This is a genomic window from Dactylosporangium sp. NPDC050588 (assembly GCF_040654975.1).
GTDB lineage: Bacteria > Actinomycetota > Actinomycetes > Mycobacteriales > Micromonosporaceae > Dactylosporangium > Dactylosporangium maewongense.
Genome location: NZ_JBFAJA010000032.1, coordinates 16,519 through 37,016 on the forward strand (window position 1 = coordinate 16,519; position 20,498 = coordinate 37,016).

At 71.5% G+C, this 20,498-nt stretch carries 18 protein-coding genes and 1 pseudogene; 8 read left to right on the top strand and 11 right to left on the bottom strand.

Features of this window, described 5'->3' with window-relative positions; all coding sequences use genetic code 11:
• Positions 1 to 16 precede the first annotated feature (16 nt).
• On the bottom strand, positions 17 to 763 hold the full coding sequence (locus AB0I21_RS22940) for a redox-sensing transcriptional repressor Rex (RefSeq protein ID WP_327006510.1): 747 nt from the start codon (positions 761 to 763) through the stop codon (positions 17 to 19).
• A 403-nt stretch (positions 764 to 1,166) separates the two neighbouring features.
• Here AB0I21_RS22940 and AB0I21_RS22945 point away from each other — a divergent pair, with 403 nt between their 5' ends.
• Positions 1,167 to 2,459 (top strand): sensor histidine kinase, encoded by a 1,293-nt coding sequence (locus AB0I21_RS22945; protein ID WP_360563974.1) that lies wholly within the window; start codon positions 1,167 to 1,169, stop codon positions 2,457 to 2,459.
• Positions 2,460 to 2,540: 81 nt separating this feature from the next.
• Here AB0I21_RS22945 and AB0I21_RS22950 read toward each other — a convergent pair whose 3' ends face one another.
• From AB0I21_RS22950 to AB0I21_RS22965, 4 genes are all read right to left on the bottom strand, one after another.
• Positions 2,541 to 3,185 carry a response regulator transcription factor gene (locus tag AB0I21_RS22950; RefSeq protein WP_344511637.1) on the bottom strand — a complete coding sequence of 215 codons (645 nt, stop codon included), beginning with the start codon at positions 3,183 to 3,185 and terminating at the stop codon, positions 2,541 to 2,543.
• A gap of 91 nt (positions 3,186 to 3,276) precedes the next feature.
• Positions 3,277 to 3,906 (bottom strand): HAD hydrolase-like protein, encoded by a 630-nt coding sequence (locus AB0I21_RS22955; protein ID WP_360563976.1) that lies wholly within the window; start codon positions 3,904 to 3,906, stop codon positions 3,277 to 3,279.
• Positions 3,903 to 4,148: a glutaredoxin family protein gene (locus AB0I21_RS22960; protein ID WP_360563977.1), complete on the bottom strand. Its 246-nt coding sequence runs from the start codon at positions 4,146 to 4,148 to the stop codon at positions 3,903 to 3,905. Before AB0I21_RS22960 ends, AB0I21_RS22955 begins: the two co-directional genes overlap by 4 nt.
• Complete coding sequence (locus tag AB0I21_RS22965; protein ID WP_360563979.1) at positions 4,145 to 5,638, bottom strand: AMP-binding protein; 1,494 nt, start codon at positions 5,636 to 5,638, stop codon at positions 4,145 to 4,147. Before AB0I21_RS22965 ends, AB0I21_RS22960 begins: the two co-directional genes overlap by 4 nt.
• 534 nt (positions 5,639 to 6,172) lie before the next feature.
• On the opposite strand from AB0I21_RS22965, the gene AB0I21_RS22970 reads away from it, so the two are divergent.
• From AB0I21_RS22970 to AB0I21_RS22980, 3 genes and pseudogenes are all read left to right on the top strand, one after another.
• Positions 6,173 to 7,021, top strand: a complete 849-nt coding sequence (locus AB0I21_RS22970) for a sigma-70 family RNA polymerase sigma factor (RefSeq protein ID WP_360564087.1) — start codon at positions 6,173 to 6,175, stop codon at positions 7,019 to 7,021.
• Between the two features lie 169 nt (positions 7,022 to 7,190).
• Positions 7,191 to 8,054 (top strand): annotated as a pseudogene (locus AB0I21_RS22975) (DUF5667 domain-containing protein); the annotation flags it as partial.
• Positions 8,055 to 8,387: 333 nt separating this feature from the next.
• On the top strand, positions 8,388 to 9,299 hold the full coding sequence (locus tag AB0I21_RS22980) for an HAD-IB family hydrolase (RefSeq protein ID WP_360563981.1): 912 nt from the start codon (positions 8,388 to 8,390) through the stop codon (positions 9,297 to 9,299).
• A 277-nt stretch (positions 9,300 to 9,576) separates the two neighbouring features.
• On the opposite strand, the gene AB0I21_RS22985 is transcribed toward AB0I21_RS22980, so the two are convergent.
• On the bottom strand, positions 9,577 to 10,158 hold the full coding sequence (locus AB0I21_RS22985; RefSeq protein ID WP_360563982.1) for a hypothetical protein: 582 nt from the start codon (positions 10,156 to 10,158) through the stop codon (positions 9,577 to 9,579).
• 122 nt (positions 10,159 to 10,280) lie between these two features.
• On the opposite strand from AB0I21_RS22985, the gene disA reads away from it, so the two are divergent.
• The gene (gene disA, locus AB0I21_RS22990; RefSeq protein ID WP_344509373.1) at positions 10,281 to 11,402 is read left to right on the top strand and encodes a DNA integrity scanning diadenylate cyclase DisA; all 1,122 of its coding nucleotides are present in this window, start codon (positions 10,281 to 10,283) and stop codon (positions 11,400 to 11,402) included.
• Between the two features lie 10 nt (positions 11,403 to 11,412).
• Here the strand turns inward: disA and AB0I21_RS22995 are convergent, their stop codons facing one another.
• From AB0I21_RS22995 to AB0I21_RS23005, 3 genes are read right to left on the bottom strand one after another with little or no spacing between them, the layout of a single operon-like run.
• Positions 11,413 to 12,072, bottom strand: coding sequence for a hypothetical protein (locus AB0I21_RS22995; RefSeq protein WP_360563984.1), 660 nt, complete (start codon positions 12,070 to 12,072; stop codon positions 11,413 to 11,415).
• 60 nt (positions 12,073 to 12,132) lie between these two features.
• Positions 12,133 to 12,636 (bottom strand): peptide deformylase, encoded by a 504-nt coding sequence (locus tag AB0I21_RS23000; protein WP_344509132.1) that lies wholly within the window; start codon positions 12,634 to 12,636, stop codon positions 12,133 to 12,135.
• A complete protein-coding gene (locus AB0I21_RS23005; RefSeq protein WP_360563985.1) occupies positions 12,633 to 13,145 on the bottom strand; it encodes an ACT domain-containing protein in 513 nt (170 codons plus the stop codon). Before AB0I21_RS23005 ends, AB0I21_RS23000 begins: the two co-directional genes overlap by 4 nt.
• A gap of 113 nt (positions 13,146 to 13,258) precedes the next feature.
• On the opposite strand from AB0I21_RS23005, the gene AB0I21_RS23010 reads away from it, so the two are divergent.
• Complete coding sequence (locus AB0I21_RS23010) at positions 13,259 to 14,035, top strand: A/G-specific adenine glycosylase (RefSeq protein ID WP_360563987.1); 777 nt, start codon at positions 13,259 to 13,261, stop codon at positions 14,033 to 14,035.
• Positions 14,036 to 14,118: 83 nt separating this feature from the next.
• Positions 14,119 to 15,015, top strand: a complete 897-nt coding sequence (locus AB0I21_RS23015) for a polysaccharide deacetylase family protein (RefSeq protein ID WP_360563988.1) — start codon at positions 14,119 to 14,121, stop codon at positions 15,013 to 15,015.
• Here AB0I21_RS23015 and AB0I21_RS23020 read toward each other — a convergent pair.
• Complete coding sequence (locus AB0I21_RS23020; RefSeq protein WP_360563990.1) at positions 15,003 to 16,673, bottom strand: hypothetical protein; 1,671 nt, start codon at positions 16,671 to 16,673, stop codon at positions 15,003 to 15,005. The two genes, AB0I21_RS23015 and AB0I21_RS23020, sit on opposite strands and share 13 nt — an antisense overlap.
• A gap of 539 nt (positions 16,674 to 17,212) precedes the next feature.
• Between AB0I21_RS23020 and AB0I21_RS23025 the strand changes: the two genes are divergently transcribed.
• Positions 17,213 to 17,629 (top strand): hypothetical protein, encoded by a 417-nt coding sequence (locus AB0I21_RS23025; protein WP_360563991.1) that lies wholly within the window; start codon positions 17,213 to 17,215, stop codon positions 17,627 to 17,629.
• Between the two features lie 156 nt (positions 17,630 to 17,785).
• Here the strand turns inward: AB0I21_RS23025 and AB0I21_RS23030 are convergent, their stop codons facing one another.
• Positions 17,786 to 20,323, bottom strand: coding sequence for an ATP-dependent Clp protease ATP-binding subunit (locus AB0I21_RS23030; RefSeq protein ID WP_360563993.1), 2,538 nt, complete (start codon positions 20,321 to 20,323; stop codon positions 17,786 to 17,788).
• Positions 20,324 to 20,498: the final 175 nt, after the last annotated feature.

Sequence of the window (20,498 nt, forward strand, 5' to 3'; positions counted from 1 at the left end):
CTGTGCCCCGAACTGTTCACGTGGCCACCGCCTCCCCGCCGAGCCGGTTGGCCATGCCGACCCGCCCGGGTTTCTGCACCGCGGCCGGCAGCGCGGTGAGCGCTGACTTGCGGTGCTCGTGGAAGGACAGGATTTGCAGTTCGATGGCCAGATCGACCTTACGCACGTCGACGCCGTCGGGAACGTTCAAGACGCATGGTGCGAAGTTCAGGACACTGGTGACGCCGGCCTCGACGAGGCGGTCCGCGACGTGCTGGGCGGCGTGCGCGGGGGTGGCGATGACCGCGATCGAGATCGATTCCTGTTCGACCACTTCGGGCAGGTCGTCGATGTGGCGGACGACGAGGCCGTTGATGTGCTCGCCGACGCGGCCGTGGTCGGCGTCGAAGAGGGCGGCGATGCGGAAGCCGCGGGTGCCGAAGCCGGCGTACCCGGCGAGGGCGTGACCGAGATTACCCACGCCGACGAGGGCGACGGCCCTGCGGTGGGTGAGCCCGAGGACCTGTTCGATCTGGTCGATGAGCAACGTCACGTCGTAGCCGACGCCGCGGGTGCCGGTGCGGCCGAGGTGGGAGAGGTCCTTGCGGAGCTTGGCGGAGTTGACGCCGGCGGCCGCCGCGAGGCCCTCCGAGGAGACCGTGTCGTGCCCGTCCTCGGCGAGGTGGTGCAGGGCGCGCAGGTACTCCGGAAGCCGGGCGACGGTCGCCTCCGGGAGGTCCGGAAAGTCCGGTCCGTCGGTGGGGCCGGTGCGCTGCTGGCTCATGAGTCTCCGTGACGACGACGGTATGCGAGGCCGCTCGCGATGGCTGTGACCGCCTGTGCTAGCGGGGTTCGTCGTTGCAACAGAGTAGGCGCTTGTGAAGCCGTGCACAAATCGCGATCTTGAAGCGTCCACGCCAACCACGTAGAGGTCAGCGCCCGCCCGTGCGGTCCATGTCGACATGGAATGCCCCCGCGGCACCTGCGTGCCCCTTTCCCCGGACCTGGCCGGCAGCGGGCGGGCGCTCGATGAAGTATCACTACAAAATCGGGCATTTCGCTGACGACACGCGGAAGAGAAAAACTCACCAGTAGCCAGGCTACACGTCTCGGTAGGGTTGCCCCTACTACCGAGAAGCCGGGCCGCGGGATGGGATGGGCGAGGCGTCATGCATAGCGTCGATGACATGACAACGACCATCACCCCTCGCCGCCGCGGAGTCTTCCGCCAGCTTGCCGTTGACACCCAGTACGTGCTGCTCGGCTTCCCACTCGGCATCCTGACCGTGGTGCTCTTCCTCGTCGGCTTCGCCCTCGGCGTCGGGCTGATCGTCACCGTGCTCGGCTTCCCGATCCTGGTCGCGACGCTCTTCCAGGCCCGCGGCTTCGCCACCGTCGAGCGCGCGCGGATCGGACCCGTGCTCCGGACCCGGCTACCGCACCCCTATTACAAGAAACCCGACCCGGACGACGGCTTCTGGCGAAAGATGATCGTGCCGCTCAGCGACGGTCAGTCGTGGCTGGACCTGCTGCACGGGATCCTGCGCTTCATCCCGAGCACGATCGCCTTCGCGTTCGTCGTCACCTGGTGGGTCGGCGCCCTCAGCGGTGTCACCACCATCCTATGGGACTGGTCGATCCCCCGCCCCCCGGACAACAAGGACCTCAACGAGCTCATCGGCATCGGCGGCGGCGACAGCGGCCGGGTGCTGCTCTACACCGGGCTCGGCCTGATCTTCGCGCTCACCCTGGTGCCGGTCGTGCGGGGCGCCGCGCAGCTGGAGGCGCAGTTCGCCCGGGCGCTGCTCAACGGCGTCAACGAGCTGCGGGAGCGGGTCGTGGAGGCCGAGGCCGGCCGGGACGCCGCCCGCGCCCAGCGGGAGGCCGCCGTCTCCGCGGAGGCGACCGCGCTGCGCCGCCTCGAGCGCGACATCCACGACGGCCCGCAGCAGCGGCTCGTGCGGCTGGCGATGGACCTCGGCCGGGCCGACCTGCAGTTCGAGTCGGACCCGCTGGCGGCGCGTGCCACGGTCGCGGAGGCACTCGCACAGACCCGGGAGACGCTCGACGAGCTGCGGGCGCTGTCGCGCGGCATCGCGCCGCCGATCCTGGTCGACCGCGGGCTGCGGGCCGCGCTGACCGCGCTCGCCGGCCGGTCGCCGGTGCCCGTGGACCTGGACCTGCCGGAGCTGGACGAGCGGCTGGCGGAGAGCCTGGAGACCACGACCTACTTCGTCGTCGCCGAGGCGCTGACCAACGTCGCGAAGCACGCCGGTGCCGAGGAGTGCCGGGTGCGGCTCCAGCGGTCGGCGTACGGGCTGCTGGTCACCGTCGAGGACGACGGTGTCGGCGGGGCGAGCCTGGCCAAGGGGCACGGCCTGACCGGCCTCGCCGACCGGGTCAAGGCCGCCGGCGGCGAGATGACCGTCACCAGCCCGCCCGGCGAGGGCACCCGCCTCACCGCGATCCTGCCCGTCTGAGCCGTCTGAGCCGTCTGAGCCGACCGAGCCCTCTGATCCGAGCCACCCCGATCCGAGCCGCCGTGAGGTCCGGGCCGGACCTCACGTCTGCAGGTACGTCAGCACCGCCAGCACCCGGCGGTGCTGCTCGTCGTCCGGGGGCAGGTCGAGCTTGGTGAAGATGTTCTTGACGTGCTTCTCGACGGCGCCGTCGGTGACGACGAGCTTGCGGGCGATCGCCGTGTTGGAGCGGCCCTCCGCCATCAGCCCCAGCACCTCGCGCTCCCGCGGGGTGAGGCTGCGCAACGGGTCGTCGCGGCGGCGGCGGACCAGCAGCTGGCCGACGACCTCCGGGTCCAGGACGGTGGCGCCGGACGCGACGCGCCGCATGCCGTCGAGGAAGTCGGCGACGTCGGACACGCGGTCCTTGAGCAGGTAGCCGACGGCGCCGGCCCGGTCGGCGAGGAGGTCGTCGGCGTAGGAGACCTCGACGTACTGCGACAGGACCAGGATCGGGGTGCCCGGCACCTGCCGGCGGGCCTCGACGGCGGCGCGCAGGCCCTCGTCGGTGTGCGACGGCGGCATCCGCACGTCGACGATCGCGACGTCGGGCCGATGCTCGACGACCGCCGCGACCAGGCTCGGGCCGTCGCCGACGGCGGCGACGACCGTGTGGCCGCTCTCGGTGAGCAGCCGCACCAGACCCTCCCGCAGCAGCACCGCGTCGTCCGCGACAACCACCCGCATATTCATGCCGTCACCTCCGGGGCGCTCCGGCGCCGGTCTGAGCCGGTCCCCGCGCCCGTGATGAGCGGCTCCCCGCTCCGCCGCGGCCCGCTCATGCCGCCAGCTCGACGGCTTCGAGCAGCGTGTACGCCACCGGCAGGCCGGTCGCTTTCAGCAGCGTCTCGTCGGTGAAGCCGCCGGCGTACAGGACGCAGGACGCGCCGACGGACGTGGCGGCCTCGCCGTCGTCGACGGAGTCGCCGATGAGCACGACATCGGCGGGGTCGAGGGCGAGGGCCTCCAGGTGACGCTCCAGGTAGGCGGCCTTGCGGTGGCCGCCGACGGTGCCGGGCAGGCCGTCGACGCGGACCAGCCGGGCGCCGAGGCCGTGCCGCTCGACCTCGATCAGCAGCTCGTCGTGGAAGAACATCGACAGCAGCGACTGGGTGCCGGTCCAGCGGCCCATCGCGGCGAGGGCGTCGGGGACGAGCTGGACGTCGGCCATGCCCAGCCGGTACGCGTCGTGGAACGCGTCGTCGAGCAGCTGGAACTCGACCTGGTCGACGGGGCGGGCGAGCACGTGCGCGTAGTAGTCGAGGATCGGGCGGCGGAAGTCACGGCGGTGGTCGGCGGCGGTGATCACCGGGCCGCCGACGGTGGCCAGGCAGACGTTGGTGGCGTCGACGACCAGCTTCAGGTCGTCGAGCAGGGTCCCGTTCCAGTCCCAGACGAGGTGCTTCACGCGGGTGAGGATAGCCGTATGTCGCGCAGGAGCCGGTCCTCCTCCACGCGCCAGTAGCCGTGCTCCTTGCCGTCGAGGAGGACGACCGGGATGCGGAAGCCGTACTCCTCCTCCAGGGCCTCGTCGCCGGTGATGTCGACCTCGGTCCAGGCCTCGCCGGTCGCGGCGGCGACCCGTTCCATCGCCTCCTTGGCGACGTCGCACAGGTGGCAGCCGGGCCGGGTGTACAGGGTGAGCCTCATCGCAGCGCCGCCTTACGGATCTTGCCGGTCGCGGAGTGGGGCAGCTCGTCGACGAACTCGACGGCGGTCGGGCACTTGAACCTGGCGAGGTTGCGTTCGCAGTGCGCGATCAGCTCCTCGGCGGTGACCTGCGACCCGGGGCGCCGCACGACGACGACCTTGACGGTCTGGCCGGTGTACGGGTGGGGCACGCCCAGCGCGGCCGCCTCCACCACCGCGGGGTGCGCGGCCAGCACGAGCTCGACCTCGTGCGGGTACACGTTGAAGCCGCTGACGAGGATCAGCTCGCCGAGCCGGTCGACGATGAACAGGTCGCCGTCCTCGTCGGCGTAGGCGACGTCGCCGGTCGCCCACCAGCCGTCGGCGCCGGGCGCGTCCTCGCCGCCGGGCCAGTAGCCGTCGAAGAGGTTCGGGCCGCGCACGACGATCTCGCCGGGGTCGGTGCGGACCTCGTCGTCCTCGTCCAGGAGCACCTCCTCACCGCCGGCGTCGAGGAGCTTGAGCTCGACGCCGGGGATCGGGCGGCCGATCGAGCCGGGCTTGACCGTGTGACTGGAGAGCGTGCTGGACACCACGGGGGCGGCCTCGGTCAGCCCGTACCCCTGATGCACCGGCTTCCCGGTCGCCTCGGCGAAGCGCCGCTCGGCGGCGGCGTCCAGCGGTGACGCGCCGCAGACGGCGAGGCGGACGCCGGCCCATGCGCGGGTGAGCCGCTCCCCCATCAGCGACCAGGCGATGAACATGGGCGGGACGCCGACGACGCCGGTGACGCCGTGCCGCTCGATGGCCTCCAGGGAGTCGGCGGGGTCGAACCGCTCGACGAGCACGCCGCACGCGCCGTGGTAGGCGACGGCGCCGAGGCCGCTGTTCAGCCCGTACGCGTGGAAGAGCGGCACGGCGAGCAGCAGCACGTCGTCGGGGCGCACCGGCGGCGGGTCGATCGCGGCGAGCTGCTCGTGGTTGGCGAGCAGGGCCCGGTGCGACAGCATCGCGCCCTTCGGGGCGCCGGCGGTGCCGGACGTGTAGAGGAGCAGCGCCAGGCCGCCGGGCGTCCCGTCCGGTGCGGCGGCGGCCGGCTGGAGCAGCTCCGGCAGGTTGCCGCCCAGGGTGTACCGGCGGGCCGGCGTCTCCACGGCGGCGGTCACCGGCTGGGTGCCCACCAGGACCGCGGCGCCCGAGTCGGTGAGCACGTGGGTCAGCTCGCGGGCGGTGTAGGCAGGGTTGATCGGGACGGCGACCAGCCCGGCGCGCAGCACCCCGAAGAACACGGCGGCGAACTCCGGCACGTTGGGCAGCGCGATCGCGACCCGGGCGGGGCCGTGGTCGTCGGCCGGCAGGGCGAGCCCGGCCAGGTGCGCGGCGACCGCGTCGACCTGCTGGTCGAGCTCCGACCAGGTGATCAGGGTGGCGTGTGATCGCAGGGCCGGTCGGGCGCCAGCGAAGGCGGCGGCGCGCCGGACCAGGTCGGCGAAGTTCGTGACGTCCTGCACGGTCGATCAGTCTGCCACGTCACGGGTGACTTGCCGCCACCTGAGAGATCACCCGTCACCTATCACCCTCGGGGCACCCGGTGCTGTGCCAGGGTGCTTAGGCGCCCGACACGCCGACTGAGTAAAGGTCCACTCGATCGTGTGGGTTGGGTGTGTCGCACCCGAGTAAGTGCGGCGTGACTACGTCCCGTTTGCCCAAGTATGCGGCGTGTTGCACGGCGAGTTGCCGTCACGTGACGGACAGCATGTGCGCCGAGGCGTCCCCGATCCGTGGGAAGAATTGTGCCCTCACGCCAAAGACTGCCCACATGCGGGTGACGCCGGACCTATCATCACCCAAGTCAGCTCACCCCATTTGTTGCGAGTTGACACCCCTCACCCCGAGGAGGCCGAAGTGCCCGTGATCGCGCCGAATAGGCCGTGTCGTCTGGATTGCGCAGCATGACCGCGATTCAGCACGTGTTCGACGCCGAGCACGCACTCGCCGATGGGCTGTCGATCCTGCGCGAGTCCGTCCGCGACTCAGTGCGCGACATGTTCAGCACGGTGATCCGCGGTGAAGGCGGCAGCGTTCCGCGTACACGGGGACGCCCCCACACCAACGAGGCACCCACCCGTCAGGGTTCCGGTCAAGGCGCCGGCACAAACGTCAGACCGAACCCGGGCGCCAAGCCGTCGCCGGGTGCCGGTCTCATCGAGGACGACACGGTCCCGATCACGAAATCCGTGGTCGCCGGGACGCTCGTCGACACCGCGCCCGAGCCGGGTGGCCCCGCGCAGGAGCCCGCCCCGAAGCCGGCGCGGCCGGACCGCGGCGACCCCGCCTCGGAGGTGTGGGCGCTGATCGAGCGCGCCCAGGCCGGCGACGGCGCGGCGTTCGGCCTGCTGTACGACCGGTACTTCGACACCGTCTTCCGGTTCGTGTACTTCCGCGTCGGCAACCGGCAGCTCGCCGAGGACCTCACCGCCGACACGTTCCTGCGCGCGCTGAAGCGCATCGGCAGCTTCACCTGGCAGGGTCGCGACCTCGGCGCCTGGCTCGTCACGATCGCGCGGAACCTCGTCGCGGACCACTTCAAGTCCGGGCGGTACCGGCTGGAGGTCACCACGGGTGACGTCCTGGACGCCGACCGGCCCGACCGGGGGCCCGAGGGCAGCCCCGAGGCCGCGGTCATCGACCACATCACCAACGTCGACCTGCTCAAGGCGGTCAAACAGCTCAACCCGGAACAGCAGGAGTGCATCGTGCTGCGCTTCCTGCACGGGTTCTCCGTCGCGGAGACCGCACAGGCCATGAGCAAGAACGAGGGAGCGATCAAGGCGCTGCAGTACCGCGCCGTGCGCGCCCTCGCGCGGCTGCTCCCCGACGGATTCCAGCCGTGACCGTTGTCACCTTCCGTTACAGTGCCTCCTCCGGCGCCGTAACCAGCTTCCGCTCTGCACCGTTGGTCCGGGTGCGACCGTCGGCTTGGCGCACGGCGGACGCGGTGGCACACCATCCCGCTGCCCTGCCGCGCCTGAGTGACGCGATCAGTGAAGGGGGGTGCCTCAGGTGATCGGCTCCGTCTTCCACCGTCGCCGGGTTGAGCGTTTCGCACAGCTCGTGGACGAGGCTGCAGGAGCCCGCAGGCACCGCATGAGGTCCACGCTCGACGACTCCCTGACCGAACTGGTCTCGGTCAGCCAACGGCTGGCCGAGATGCCGGTCAAAGTGGAGACGCAGCAGGAGTTCAAGGACGGGCTGCGGGCCATGCTCCTGGCCACGGCAGAACGAGAAGGCATCGGCATCACCGCCAAGGACCCGGAGCCCGAGGCGGCCCGCAGGGGCGTGCGCTCACTGCGGCGCCCGGCGGGCAGCAGGCCGGCGGTCAGCCGGCGGACCCGGACCCGCGGCGCGATCGTCGTCGGCCTCGCCGCCGGCACCCTCGCGCTGTCGGGCATGTCCGCGGCGAGCGGCGACGCCATCCCCGGCGACGCCCTCTACACGGTGAAGCGGTCCACGGAGAAGGCCCAGCTGGCGCTCGCCGGCTCGGACATCAGCCGCGGCCAGCTGTACCTCGAGTTCGCCCGGACCCGGCTCGACGAGGCACAGGCGGTGAAGGACCCGGCGGGTCTGACCGCGGTCCTCGACGACATGGACAGCGAGACGCTCGAAGGTGTGCGCCTGCTGACCACGACCGCCGTGAGCCGCAAGGACGCCGCCGCGCTCGACGCCATCGACGCGTTCGTGTCCACGCAGCACGCGGGTGCCGAGAAGCTCCGCAACGGCGTCGACGGCGACGCCAGGGCACGGGCCGGCAACTCCGTCACCCTGCTCGACGAGATCGACCGGCGCTCCAAGGCGATCCGCCCGCTGATCAAGTGCGGCACCGCCGCGGTCTCCGCCGCCGACCAGCTCGGACCGGTGCCCAACAGCACCGCGTGCAAGCCGGCCGGGCAGAAGACCTCCGGGACCAACCAGCAGCCCGGCAACACCCAGCAGCAGAACAACCCGGGCCAGACCGGCGCCCCCGCCGGCCAGCGTCCCGTCCCGAGCGGATCGGCCTCCAACGGCACGGCGACCGAGTCCGCGCCGGCGGTGCCCTCCCAGGGTCCCTCACCTTCCCCCACGAAGAACCAGGGCCTGCTCGACTGGCTGTTCCACTGATGGTCCGCCAGCAGCGTTGAGAAGGGCCCGGTGTCTGACACCGGGCCCTTGTCGTTGTCCATGCCGGTACGGTTGGTCGAACACGACAGGGGGTTTCTCCGCATGCCGATCCGACCTTCGACCGCCGCGCTCGCCCTGCGCCGCCGCCGGCAGGGCCGTATCGCGCCGCCCAGATCCACTTCGCCGTCAGCCGGCTGGGCCGTCGCGGAGGTCGAGGCCGCGCTCGCCGTCCCCGCCGACCTGTCCGCCGCCGCGTTCTTCGACGTCGACAACACGATGATGCAGGGCGCGTCGATCTACTACTTCGCCCGCGGCCTCGCGAAGCGCCGCTACTTCACCAGCGGCGACCTGGTCCGCTTCGCGTACCAGCAGGCCCGCTTCCGCCTCCTCGCCTCCGAGCACGCCGGCACCGTCGCCGGCGCCAAGTCCGCGGCGCTCGCGTTCATCGCCGGCTGGAAGGTCGACGACATGTCGCGCCTCTGCGAGGAGATCTTCGACGAGCTGATGGCCGACCGCATCTGGTCCGGCACCCGTGCCCTCGCCCAGCTCCACCTCGACGCCGGCCAGCGGGTCTGGCTCGTCACCGCCGCCCCCGTCGAGCTCGGCCGCATCATCGCCCAGCGCCTCGGCCTCACCGGCGCCATCGGCACCGTCGCCGAGATCCAGGACGACGTCTACACCGGCCGCCTCGTCGGCGACCTCATGCACGGCCCCGAGAAGGCCGCCGCGATCACCGCGCTCGCCTCGGTCGAGGGCCTGGACCTGTCGCTGTGCTCCGCCTACAGCGACTCGGTCAACGACACCCCGATGCTCTCCACCGTCGGCCACGCCGTCGCCGTCAACCCCGACCCCGCCCTGCGCCGCGAGGCCCGCAAGCGAGGCTGGGAGGTCCGCGACTTCCGCACCGGCCGCAAGGCCGCGAAGATCGCCATCCCCGCCGCCCTCGCCACCGGCGCCATCCTGGGCGGCGTCGCCACCGCCGCCGCTCTCCGCCGCCGCCGGCAGCTTCGCTGAAGCCTGTTACCCGCCTGTGGCCTTCGGCCATCGGCTCACCTCCCCACCGCTGCCGCGGCGGGGCCCGCCGGGGGATTCTCACCCCGGACCCCCAATGCGCTGTTACCCGCCTGTGGCCTTCGGCCATGGGCTCACCTCCCCACCGCTGCCGCGGCGGGGCCCGCCGGGGGATTCTCACCCCGGACCCCCAATGCGCCGCTGCGCGGCGCATTGGGGTGCGGGTGAGAATCCCCGCCGGGACCCGCCGCGAAGCGGTGGGGCGGAGATACAGCTACAGCTACAGCGGCAGGTGGTTGGCGATGAGGACCTGGTCGGGGGCGAAGGCGGCCAAGGCCGCCAGCTGGCCGCCGGAGGTGCCGGTGAAGTCGCGGAGGCGGACGGCGACGTCGAAGCCGCGGGCGCGCTTCGAGGGGGTCTTCGACAGTTCGCGGACGACGTTCTGGTCGAGCCAGCCGGGGTTGGTGCCGGTCCGGTCCAGGCCGGCCCGGAGCCTGACCAGCAGGTACCGCTCGCCGCCGACGTCCATCAGGGCCACCTGTGCGACGCGTGACCACGGCAGGACCAGCGTGCGGACCCAGCCGGGGCGCAGGGTGAGGGCGAAGTGGTTGGCGCCGACCCGGGGGCGACGCACGACGGCGAGGACGAAGGGGGTGGCGCCGACCGCGGCGAGGGCGACGGTCCACATCGGAAGGTCGGCGAGGGGGTTGTTCGCGCCTGACGGCAGGACGTCGGGCTCGTCGGCGAAGAAGCCGCGGACCAGGCCGACGGCGAGAGAGGCGGAGAGCACGTACCAGGCGAGGCTGACCAGTGCGCGGGACGGGAAGCTGCGCCGCCACTCGATCCGCTCGGGACCGGCCACCGATGAGACCTCACAGACATCAACTTCGATCCATCAGTTGATGGCGTCGGCCCACTCTACGGGCTGGGTCGATACCGCACCAGCACCGGATGTCCGACCATCCGTAGACTGTGCGGGTGCCGATAGACCGCGAGCCCAGCAGAGGCGGTTCCCACACCGGCCTCAACGGGGGTTGGGCCGCCGCAGACCCGCTGCGGGCGACGCTCGCCCTGATGGCGCCGGGGACGGTGCTGCGTGACGGGCTGGAGCGCATCCTCCGGGGGCGCACGGGCGCCCTGATCGTCCTCGGCTACGACAAGGTGGTGGAGCAGATCTGCACCGGCGGGTTCCCGCTGGATGTCGAGTTCTCCGCGACGCGGCTGCGTGAGCTGTGCAAGATGGACGGTGCTGTCGTCCTGTCGAGTGACGGCACGAGAATTGTCCGGGCCGCCGTGCACCTGATGCCCGACCCGACCATCCCGTCGGAGGAGTCGGGGACCCGGCACCGGACGGCCGAGCGGGTGGCGAAGCAGGCGGGGTTCCCGGTCATCTCGGTGAGCCAGTCGATGCGGATCATCGGCCTGTATGTGAACGGCCAGCGACACGTGCTGGACGACTCGGCCGCGATCCTGTCGAAGGCGAACCAGGCGCTCGCCACGCTGGAGCGGTACAAGCTGCGCCTCGACGAGGTCAGTGGGACGCTCTCGGCGCTGGAGATCGAGGACCTGGTCACGGTCCGCGACGCGGTGGCGGTGGTGCAGCGGCTGGAGATGGTGCGGCGCATCGCGGACGAGATCGCGGGGTATGTGGTCGAGCTCGGCACCGACGGGCGGCTGCTGGCGCTGCAGCTCGAGGAGCTGATGGCGGGCGTGGAGGCCGACCGGACGCTGGTGATCCGCGACTACCTGCCGTCGGGGCGGCGCAGCCGTTCATCGGACGACGCGCTCGACGAGCTGGACGCGTTGACGGCGACGGAGCTGATCGACCTGGTCGCGGTGGCGAAGTCGCTGGGCTATCCGGGGGCGAGCGACGCCCTGGACGCCGCGGTGTCGCCTCGTGGGTTCCGGTTGCTGGCCAAGGTACCGCGGCTGCCGGCGCTCGTCGTGGACCGGCTGGTCGAGCACTTCGGCAGCCTGCAGCGGCTGCTCGGCGCGACCGTGGAGGACCTGCAGGCGGTCGACGGCGTCGGCGACGCCCGCGCCCGCGGCGTCCGGGAGGGCCTGAGCCGCCTGGCCGAGGCCTCGATCCTGGAGCGCTACGTCTAGGAAGCCATGTTCAGGTGAGCTGCACCTGGACCGGCGCGCTCAGCTTGGTGTCGAGGCGGGCCATCAGCTCGTACTTGCCGGCGGGCGGCAGATCCCGGTGCTCGCACCCGTCCTTGGTGGTCTTGCCGTTCCACGTGGTGGAGAACTGCACCTCGATGCCCGGCTTCAGCGTCGTGGGCTGACTGCCCTTCGGAGCGTCGCAGGCGTCCGACGACCACATCTTGATCGCCCCGACCTGCAGGTAGAGCTCCTGATAGTCGGCGCCGAGGTCGCGCGTGCACTCCCGGGTCGAGGTGTTCTTGATCTTCAGGAAGAACTTGAGATACGCCCCGCGGAACTGCATCGCCTGCTCGGGCTGCGCCACCAGCGACAGGTCCGTGTCGGCGCAGACCGGCACCGTGGACGTCACGGCGGGCGCGCTCGAAGGCGGCGCGCTGGAGACCGGGTCGCCGGTCGTCGGAGTCTGGATCGTCGGCTCGGCCGCGGCAGGCGTGGCGGTGGGCCCCGTGGAAGCCGGAGCCTTGGTCTGTGCCGATGCCGGGGTGCGCTTCGGGTCCGGTCCGGAGCACTGCACCCACAGCATGAGCACCACGATGAGCAGCGCCCCGCCGACGATGGCGCGACGCCGCCAGTAAACGCCAGCGGGAAGCGGGCCAACCGTCAGCTTCATGATGCACTCACCGTATCGAGGGAACGAGTGGCGGACGGGGCGGCGCGCCGTGTAGACCGCTCAGAGATAGACCTTGCGGGCGTATACGGCATGCGCGCCGGCAACACGATCAAGGAACAGTAACCCAGCGCAATGATCGATCTCGTGCTGCAAAGCCCTCGCCTCGAACGCATCCGTAGTGATCTCGATCTCGTCACCCGTTCCGGGGACCTGGCCGGCGACGACGAGCCGGTTGGCGCGCTTCACGTCGCCGGTGAGGTCGGGCACCGACATGCAGCCCTCGCGGCCCTTCTGCCACTGCGAGGCCTCGACGACCCGCGCGTTGCACAGCACCAGCGTGCCGTGCACGGTGCGGGCCTTCGGGTGGCCGGTGACGTCGACGGCGAAGACCTGCGCGCCGACGCCGACCTGCGGCGCGGCGAGCCCGACGCAGCCGGGCGACACCCGCATCGTGTCGACGAGGTCGGCCGCGAGCTTGACGATGTCGTCGGCGCACGGGTCCACGGCCACGCCGGCCGAGCCCAGCACCTCCGCGGGGGCCTGGACGACCTGCAGGACGGTCACATCAGGTCCGCTTCGCCCGCGCGCAGCGTCGCCTCGACCCCGAGCTCGCCGGCGACCCGCTCGATCGCCTCGGCCAGGTCCGCCATCGGCCCGGGCGCGTCGACCTCGGCCACGACCACGTAGAGGTTGCCGGCCAGACGGGTGGTCAGGTCGGTGATGTTGCCGCCCGCCGCCGCCACGGTACGGCAGAGCGCCGCCACGATCCCCAGCTTGTCCGCGCCGTGGACGGTCAGCACGTAGTGCGCGCCCGAAGGCTCGTCGACCAGGTCCTGGCCCACCTCGCGGACGGTGACCAGCAGCGTCCGGCCGGCGGTCAGCGGCGCGAGCGCCGACTCGACCTCGGCGGCGGACACGGACCCGGCGCAGACCAGGGTCATCGCGAAGTGCCCGCGCAGGCGGGTCATCGTCGAGTCGGTGAGGTTGAGGCCCAGACCGGCGAGGATCTCCGCGACGTCGGCGATGATGCCGGGGCGGTCGTGGCCGATGACGGTGACGGCGTACTCGTTCACCTGGCTTATCCTTCCTTATCGCCTCCATCGCCCTCTCACAGACCGTCACCAGTTGGTATGACGCCAACGCCCGGGACCTCCCCTGGCGGCAGCCCGACGCGACACCGTGGGGCGTGCTGGTCAGCGAGGTCATGCTCCAGCAGACCCAGGTGTCCCGGGTGGACCCCGCCTGGCGCCGCTGGATGGAGCGCTGGCCGACGCCCGCCCACCTGGCCGCCGACCCGCCCGGCGAGGCCATCCGCGCGTGGGACCGCCTCGGCTACCCGCGCCGCGCCCTGCGCCTGCACGCGTGCGCGGTGGCGATCGTGGAGCGGCACGACGGTGCCGTCCCCGACGACGTCGACGCGCTGCTCGCGCTGCCGGGCATCGGCATGTACACGGCCCGGGCGGTCGCCGCGTTCGCGTTCCGCCAGCGCCACCCGGTCGTGGACACCAACGTCCGCCGGGTCGTCGCCCGGATCGTCGACGGCGTCGCCGACGGCGGACCGGCCACCACCCCCGCCGACCTGCGCGCCGTCGAGGTGCTGCTGCCCGAGGACCACGAGGCGGCGGCCCGCGCCTCGGTCGCGTTCATGGAGCTCGGCGCCGTGATCTGCACCGCCCGCGCACCGCGCTGCGAGGAGTGCCCGATGGCCGGCGTCTGTGCCTGGCGCATCGCCGGGGCGCCGGCGTCCAGTGGCCCGAGCCGGCGCACGCAGCGGTACCACGGAACCGACCGCCATGTGCGGGGCCTTCTGCTCGCGGTGCTGCGCGCCAGCGACGACCCGGTGCCCGCGGCGCGGCTCGACCTCGTCTGGGACGACGAGGTGCAGCGCGGCCGGGCGCTGGCCGGGCTGATCGAGGACGGGCTGGTCCGCGAGCGGGGTGGGACGTTCACGCTGCCCGGGTGAGGCGAGGGTTGCAGCCGGTTCAGCTGGTTTTTCCCACACTTTTCGGGACTCCCCTCACGTGCCCGCATGGATAGGCTCACGGCGTGCTCATCCCTCGCCTCAGGGCACGCCGGATCGCCGCGGCGGTCCTCGCCGTCGCGACGCTCGCGGGCTGTGCCGCGTCGAAGCCTGACCATCCGAAGGGGACGGACGCCGCCGCCCCGCCGCCGGCGATCGCCTCCAGCGCCGTCGCGGCGTCGCCGGCCTCGTCCGAAGCGGCCCCGCCGTCGGCCTCGCCCGCCGCGAAGCCCTCGAAGACGCAGGCCACCACCACCGCGGCGGCACCACCCGCCGGCGTCAACTACGGTGACCGGCTGCCGAAGTTCGACCGCGCCCCGAAGGCCGACAAGGTCCACCTGCCGGAGGGCAACCTCGCGGCGTACTACTCCCGCATCCCGACCGACCAGCCCGTCGCGTTCATCACCATCGACGACGGCCAGGTCAAGCGACCCGAGGCCCTCGACCTGATCAAGCAGGCCGGCGTGCCCGTCACGCTGTTCCTCATGATCGACGCGATCAGGAACGACCCGCAGTACTTCAAGCGCCTCCAGGACGCCGGCGCCGTCATCGAGGCGCACACGGTCACCCACCAGAGCCTGCGCGGCAAGTCGTACAACGTCCAGCGCAAGGAGATCTGCGACTCCGCAGACAAGCTCGGCAACTGGTACGGCCGCCGCCCGGTCCTCTTCCGCCCGCCGTACGGCGAGAAGGACGACACGACGCTGAAGGCCTCCCACGACTGCGGCATGCACGCCGCCTTCTTCTGGAAGGAAACCGTCGACAAGGGCATCGTCCGTTACCAGCAGGGCAACACGGTCCAGCGCGGCGACATCATCCTGATGCACTTCCGCGACCGGTTCGTCGACGACTTCATCGCCGCCCTCCAGGCCATCAAGGCCGCCGGCCTCACCCCGGCCCTGCTGGAGGACTACATTCCCTGAAACGCCTCCAGCAGCGCCTGCCGTTCGGCCTCAGCGAGCGGCAGCCGCTGCTGGATCGTTTTCCGCAGCGGCTCCGGTACGACGAAAGCCTCCTTCCCCGCCCGAGCCGGCACCACGAGCGGCGGCACCGCGCCCCACTCCTCCGCCAGCCCCAGGACATCCGCCCGCCCGGCGTCCACCGCCGGCAGGTACGCGAGCCGCCGCACGAGCTCCCGCTCCCCCGCGTCGAGCACCCCGACCAGCGCGCCGACGAGATGCTCCTGCAGCCCCCCGTCGACCCGCGCCAGCTGCCGCAGGCTGCCCGCCCGCTCCGCCTGCGGCACCCGCGCCAGCCACGCCGCCGCCAGCCCGACGAGCCTGGGCCATCCCCCCGTCAACAGATGCAGGTCAGGCGCCAGCCTGTCGGCCCCCGCCGCATCCGCCAACGCCGCCGCCAGCACCTGATACGTCTCATCCTCGCCGAACGCCAGGTGCCCCGCCCCCAACCGGTCCACCGCCGCCACCGGAATCGGCTCCCTGCCACTGAGCACCAGCGGCACCACCCCGACCCGCGCGACCACCCACCCCCACCCAGCACCCCCGACCTCCAGCCGCTCCACCCCGTCAACCACGACGAGGGCACCCGGAGGCACCTCAGCCGGCAGCTCCTCCGCCTGCACGAGCACCGCCCCCCGCCGCTCGGCCCACTGCCCCAGCAGGATGCTCTTCCCCGCCCCGCTCCCCGCCACCACCACAACCACCGGCGCCCCTGCCGCCCTGTCGCTCCCAGCCTCCTGCCCCGCCTCCGCCCGCCCCCTCAGCCCCTGCCCGGACACCGGGCCCGCGCCCCGCCCGGCCGCCGCATCCTCCCGGCCCTGCAAGCCGCGCCCCGACACTTCGCCCGCCGCCGCGCCCGCATCCCGCCCAGCCGCCGCATCCTCCCGGCCCTGCAAGCCGCGCCCCGACACTTCGCCCGCCGCCGCGCCCGCATCCCGCCCAGCCGCCGCATCCGCCCACTCACCCAGGCCCTGCCCTGACACCGAGCCCGCGCCCCGCCCGGCCGCCGCATCCTCCCGGCCCTGCAAGCCACGCCCGGACACTTCGCCCGCCGCCGCACCCGCACTCCGCCCAGCTGCCGCGTCCTCCCGGCCTGGCAGGCCGCGCCCGGACACTTCGCCCGCCGCCGCGCCCGCATCCCGCCCGGCCGCCGCGTCCGCCCACTCACCCAGGCCCTGCCCTGACACCGAGCCCGCGCCCCGCCCGGCCGCCGCATCCTCCCGGCCCTGCAAGCCACGCCCGGACACTTCGCCCGCCGCCGCACCCGCACTCCGCCCAGCTGCCGCGTCCTCCCGGCCCTGCAAGCCACGCCCGGACACTTCGCCCGCCGCCGAACCCGCGTCCCGCCCGGCCGCCGCGTCCGCCCACTCACCCAGGCCCTGCCCGAGCAGCGTGCCGGACCGCTCCGGCGCGAGACGGGCGTCCTGCTCGGCAGGTCGGTGTGACCGCTCCCGGCCCGGCGCGAGGCCGGCGTCCCGGTCGGCAGTTCGGCGGGCCTGCTCCTGGCCGGCTTCGTCGAACGCCCTGTCGAGCCGCGCGAGCAACCCGGTCCGGACGATCGGCCGCGGCGCGACCGGCCGCCCGAAGCGCGCCGCCCCGAAGTCCCGCCACCACCCACTCACGCCAGGCAACGTAACCCGCCGACCGCCCCCACGAACCCTCGACATGTCACTCTTCGCCACCAACCCCACCCACCCGCGTGAACCATCCCCGCAACATGCCCCCACGACGCCACCGACAATCAATGCCCGGAGCGTCCCGCCACCAAGACCGCGCTCCTTCGCCCACCGCACGATTACGTTGATCGAAGGACGGATCTGGCTGTCCCCACAACCAGCCCTCTCCTTCGATCACGCCGCTGACGACCCCCGCAGCATGGGGGGTTATTGGAGAGACGGACGGATCTGGCCACTGCTCCGGCGGACTCCGCACGATTGCGTCGATCGAAGGGACGGATCTGGCTGTCCCCACAACCAGCCCTCTCCTTCGATCACGCCGCTGACAACCCCCGCAGCATGGGGTTATTGGAAAAACGGACGGATCTGGCCACCGCGCCGGCAGACTTCGCACGATTGCGTCGATCGAAGGACGGATCTGGCCGTCCCCACAACCAGCCCTCTCCTTCGATCACGCCGCCGACGACCCCCGCAGCATGGGGTCGATGGAAACGGACGGATCTGCCCACCGCGCCGGCAGGCACCGCACGATTGCGTTGATCGAAGGACGGATCTGGCCGTCCCACGACCAGATGCATCCTTCGATCACGTCGGTGGCCACCGCGCCGGCAGACAACACACCGTTGAGATTGACCGAAGGACGAATCCGGCTGCCCCCACGACCAGATGCATCCTTCGATCACGTCGGTGGCCACCGCGCCGGCAGACAGCGCACTGTTGAGATTGATCGAAGGACGAAACTGGCTGTCATCACGACCGGTTTCGTTCTTCGATCACCACACCCGCTGGGCGGCGGGGCGCTGGGCGCAGCCGGAATGCGCGCCGGGCCTTGCCTGGTGGCGCAGGTTCAAAGAGAACACCCGCACGAAATCGGTCGCGGTGGAATGCCGAGGTTCCAGTAGGAAGTGGTCAGCACGCGAGGTGGACGGCGGTGCGGGGGCTGAACAAACTGCACGACAACGGCGCCGGCGGGAGAGCGGTGGTCGCAAAAACGGAACCGCACGAAACGGGAAAGGCCCCCGTCCTGAGTGAACGGGGGCCTTTCGCGTGGTGCTGGGTCAGGCTGCGGACTCCTCGGCGGAGCCGCCCTTGGTCAGCTCGGCGGGGACGGCGTCCGGGACTGCGCCCGGGCGGTCGGCGCCGTTGAAGACCAGCTTGGCCTTCTCGAACTGGGCCGGGTCGCCTTCGCAGTCGATGACGACGATCTGGCCCGGACGGAGCTCGTTGAACAGGATGCGCTCGGAGAGCGAGTCCTCGATCTCGCGCTGGATGGTCCGGCGCAGCGGCCGGGCACCCAGGACCGGGTCATAACCCTTGTTCGCCAGGAACTTCTTGGCGTTGTCGGTCAGCTCGAGGCCCATGTCCTTGTTCCGCAGCTGGGACTCGATGCGGGCGATCATCAGGTCGACGATGCCCAGGATCTGATCCTGCGCGAGCTGGTGGAAGACGATCGTGTCGTCGATGCGGTTGAGGAACTCCGGGCGGAAGTGCTGCTTCAGCTCGTCGTTGACCTTCTGCTTCATCCGCTCGTAGTTGGAGTCGTTGTCCTCCGACGCCTGGAAGCCCAGGGACACGGCCTTGGCCACGTCGCGGGTGCCCAGGTTGGTGGTCAGGATGATCACCGTGTTCTTGAAGTCCACGATGCGGCCCTGACCGTCGGTGAGACGGCCGTCCTCCAGGATCTGCAGGAGCGTGTTGAAGACGTCCGGGTGGGCCTTCTCGATCTCGTCGAAGAGGACCACCGAGAACGGCCGGCGGCGGACCTTCTCGGTCAGCTGGCCGCCCTCGTCGTAACCGACATACCCGGGAGGCGCACCGACGAGGCGCGACACCGTGTAGCGGTCGTGGAACTCGGACATGTCGAGCTGGATCAGCGCGTCCTCGGAGCCGAAGAGGAACTCGGCGAGCGCCTTGGACAGCTCCGTCTTCCCGACGCCGGACGGGCCGGCGAAGATGAACGAGCCGGAGGGGCGCTTCGGGTCCTTCAGGCCGGCCCGGGTGCGCCGGATGGCCTTCGAGACCGCCTTGACCGCGTCGTCCTGGCCGACGAGGCGCTTGTGCAGCTCGTCCTCCATGCGCAGGAGTCGGGCCGTCTCCTCCTCGGTCAGCTTGTAGACCGGGATGCCGGTCCAGTTCGCCAGGACCTCGGCGATCTGCTCGTCGTCGACCTCGGACACGACGTCGAGGTCGCCGGCCTTCCACTCCTTCTCGCGCTGCGCCTTCTGCCCGAGCAGCTGCTTCTCCTTGTCGCGCAGCTGCGCGGCCCGCTCGAAGTCCTGCGCGTCGATCGCGGACTCCTTGTCGCGGCGCACCTGGGCGATGCGCTCGTCGAAGTCGCGCAGGTCTGGCGGCGCGGTCATCCGGCGGATGCGCATCCGCGCGCCGGCCTCGTCGATCAGGTCGATCGCCTTGTCCGGCAGGAAGCGGTCGGAGATGTAGCGGTCGGCCAGCGTCGCGGCAGCCACCAGGGCAGCGTCGGTGATCGTCACCCGGTGGTGCGCCTCGTAGCGGTCGCGCAGGCCCTTGAGGATCTCGATGGTGTGCGCCAGCGACGGCTCACCCACCTGGATCGGCTGGAAGCGGCGCTCGAGCGCGGCGTCCTTCTCGAGGTGCTTGCGGTATTCGTCGAGGGTGGTGGCGCCGATGGTCTGGAGCTCACCACGGGCCAGCATCGGCTTGAGGATCGACGCGGCGTCGATCGCCCCCTCGGCGGCACCCGCACCGACGAGCGTGTGGATCTCGTCGATGAACAGGATGATGTCGCCGCGGGTGCGGATCTCCTTGAGCACCTTCTTCAGGCGCTCCTCGAAGTCACCGCGGTAGCGCGAACCGGCGACGAGGGCACCGAGGTCGAGCGTGTAGAGCTGCTTGTCCTTGAGCGTCTCGGGCACCTCGCCCTTGATGATCCGCTGGGACAGGCCCTCGACCACGGCGGTCTTGCCGACGCCCGGCTCGCCGATCAGCACCGGGTTGTTCTTGGTGCGGCGGGACAGGACCTGCATGACCCGCTCGATTTCCTTCTCGCGCCCGATGACCGGGTCGAGCTTGCCCTCGCGGGCGGCCTGGGTGAGGTTTCGACCGAACTGGTCGAGCACCAGGCTGGTCGACGGAGCGGCCTCGCCGGGGGCACCGGTGCCGGCGGCGGCCGGCTCCTTGCCCTGGTAGCCGGAGAGCAGCTGGATGACCTGCTGGCGGACCCGGTTGAGGTCTGCGCCGAGCTTCACGAGGACCTGGGCGGCCACGCCCTCGCCCTCGCGGATCAGACCCAGCAGGATGTGCTCCGTGCCGATGTAGTTGTGCCCGAGCTGCAGCGCCTCGCGCAGGGACAGCTCCAGCACCTTCTTGGCTCGTGGCGTGAACGGAATGTGCCCGCTCGGCGCCTGCTGCCCCTGGCCGATGATCTCCTCGACCTGCTGGCGGACTCCCTCCAGCGAGATGCCGAGGCTCTCGAGCGCCTTGGCCGCCACGCCCTCACCCTCGTGGATGAGGCCGAGCAGGATGTGCTCGGTGCCGATGTAGTTGTGGTTGAGCATCCGGGCTTCTTCCTGCGCCAGGACGACAACCCGTCGTGCTCGGTCGGTGAACCGCTCGAACATCCCTGCTCCTTCACGTGCCGTGTCCGTCGCCGCCGCCCCTGCCGCGGAACCCCTGGAGGGGGTCGCCACGCCGAAGCTCTGTCGGACGCCAACGTGACCGTGCCATCACTCTATCGCCGTAGGCCGACACATTGCGGGTGTGCGCCATTGCCGCACCCCACCATCGGACCATGTC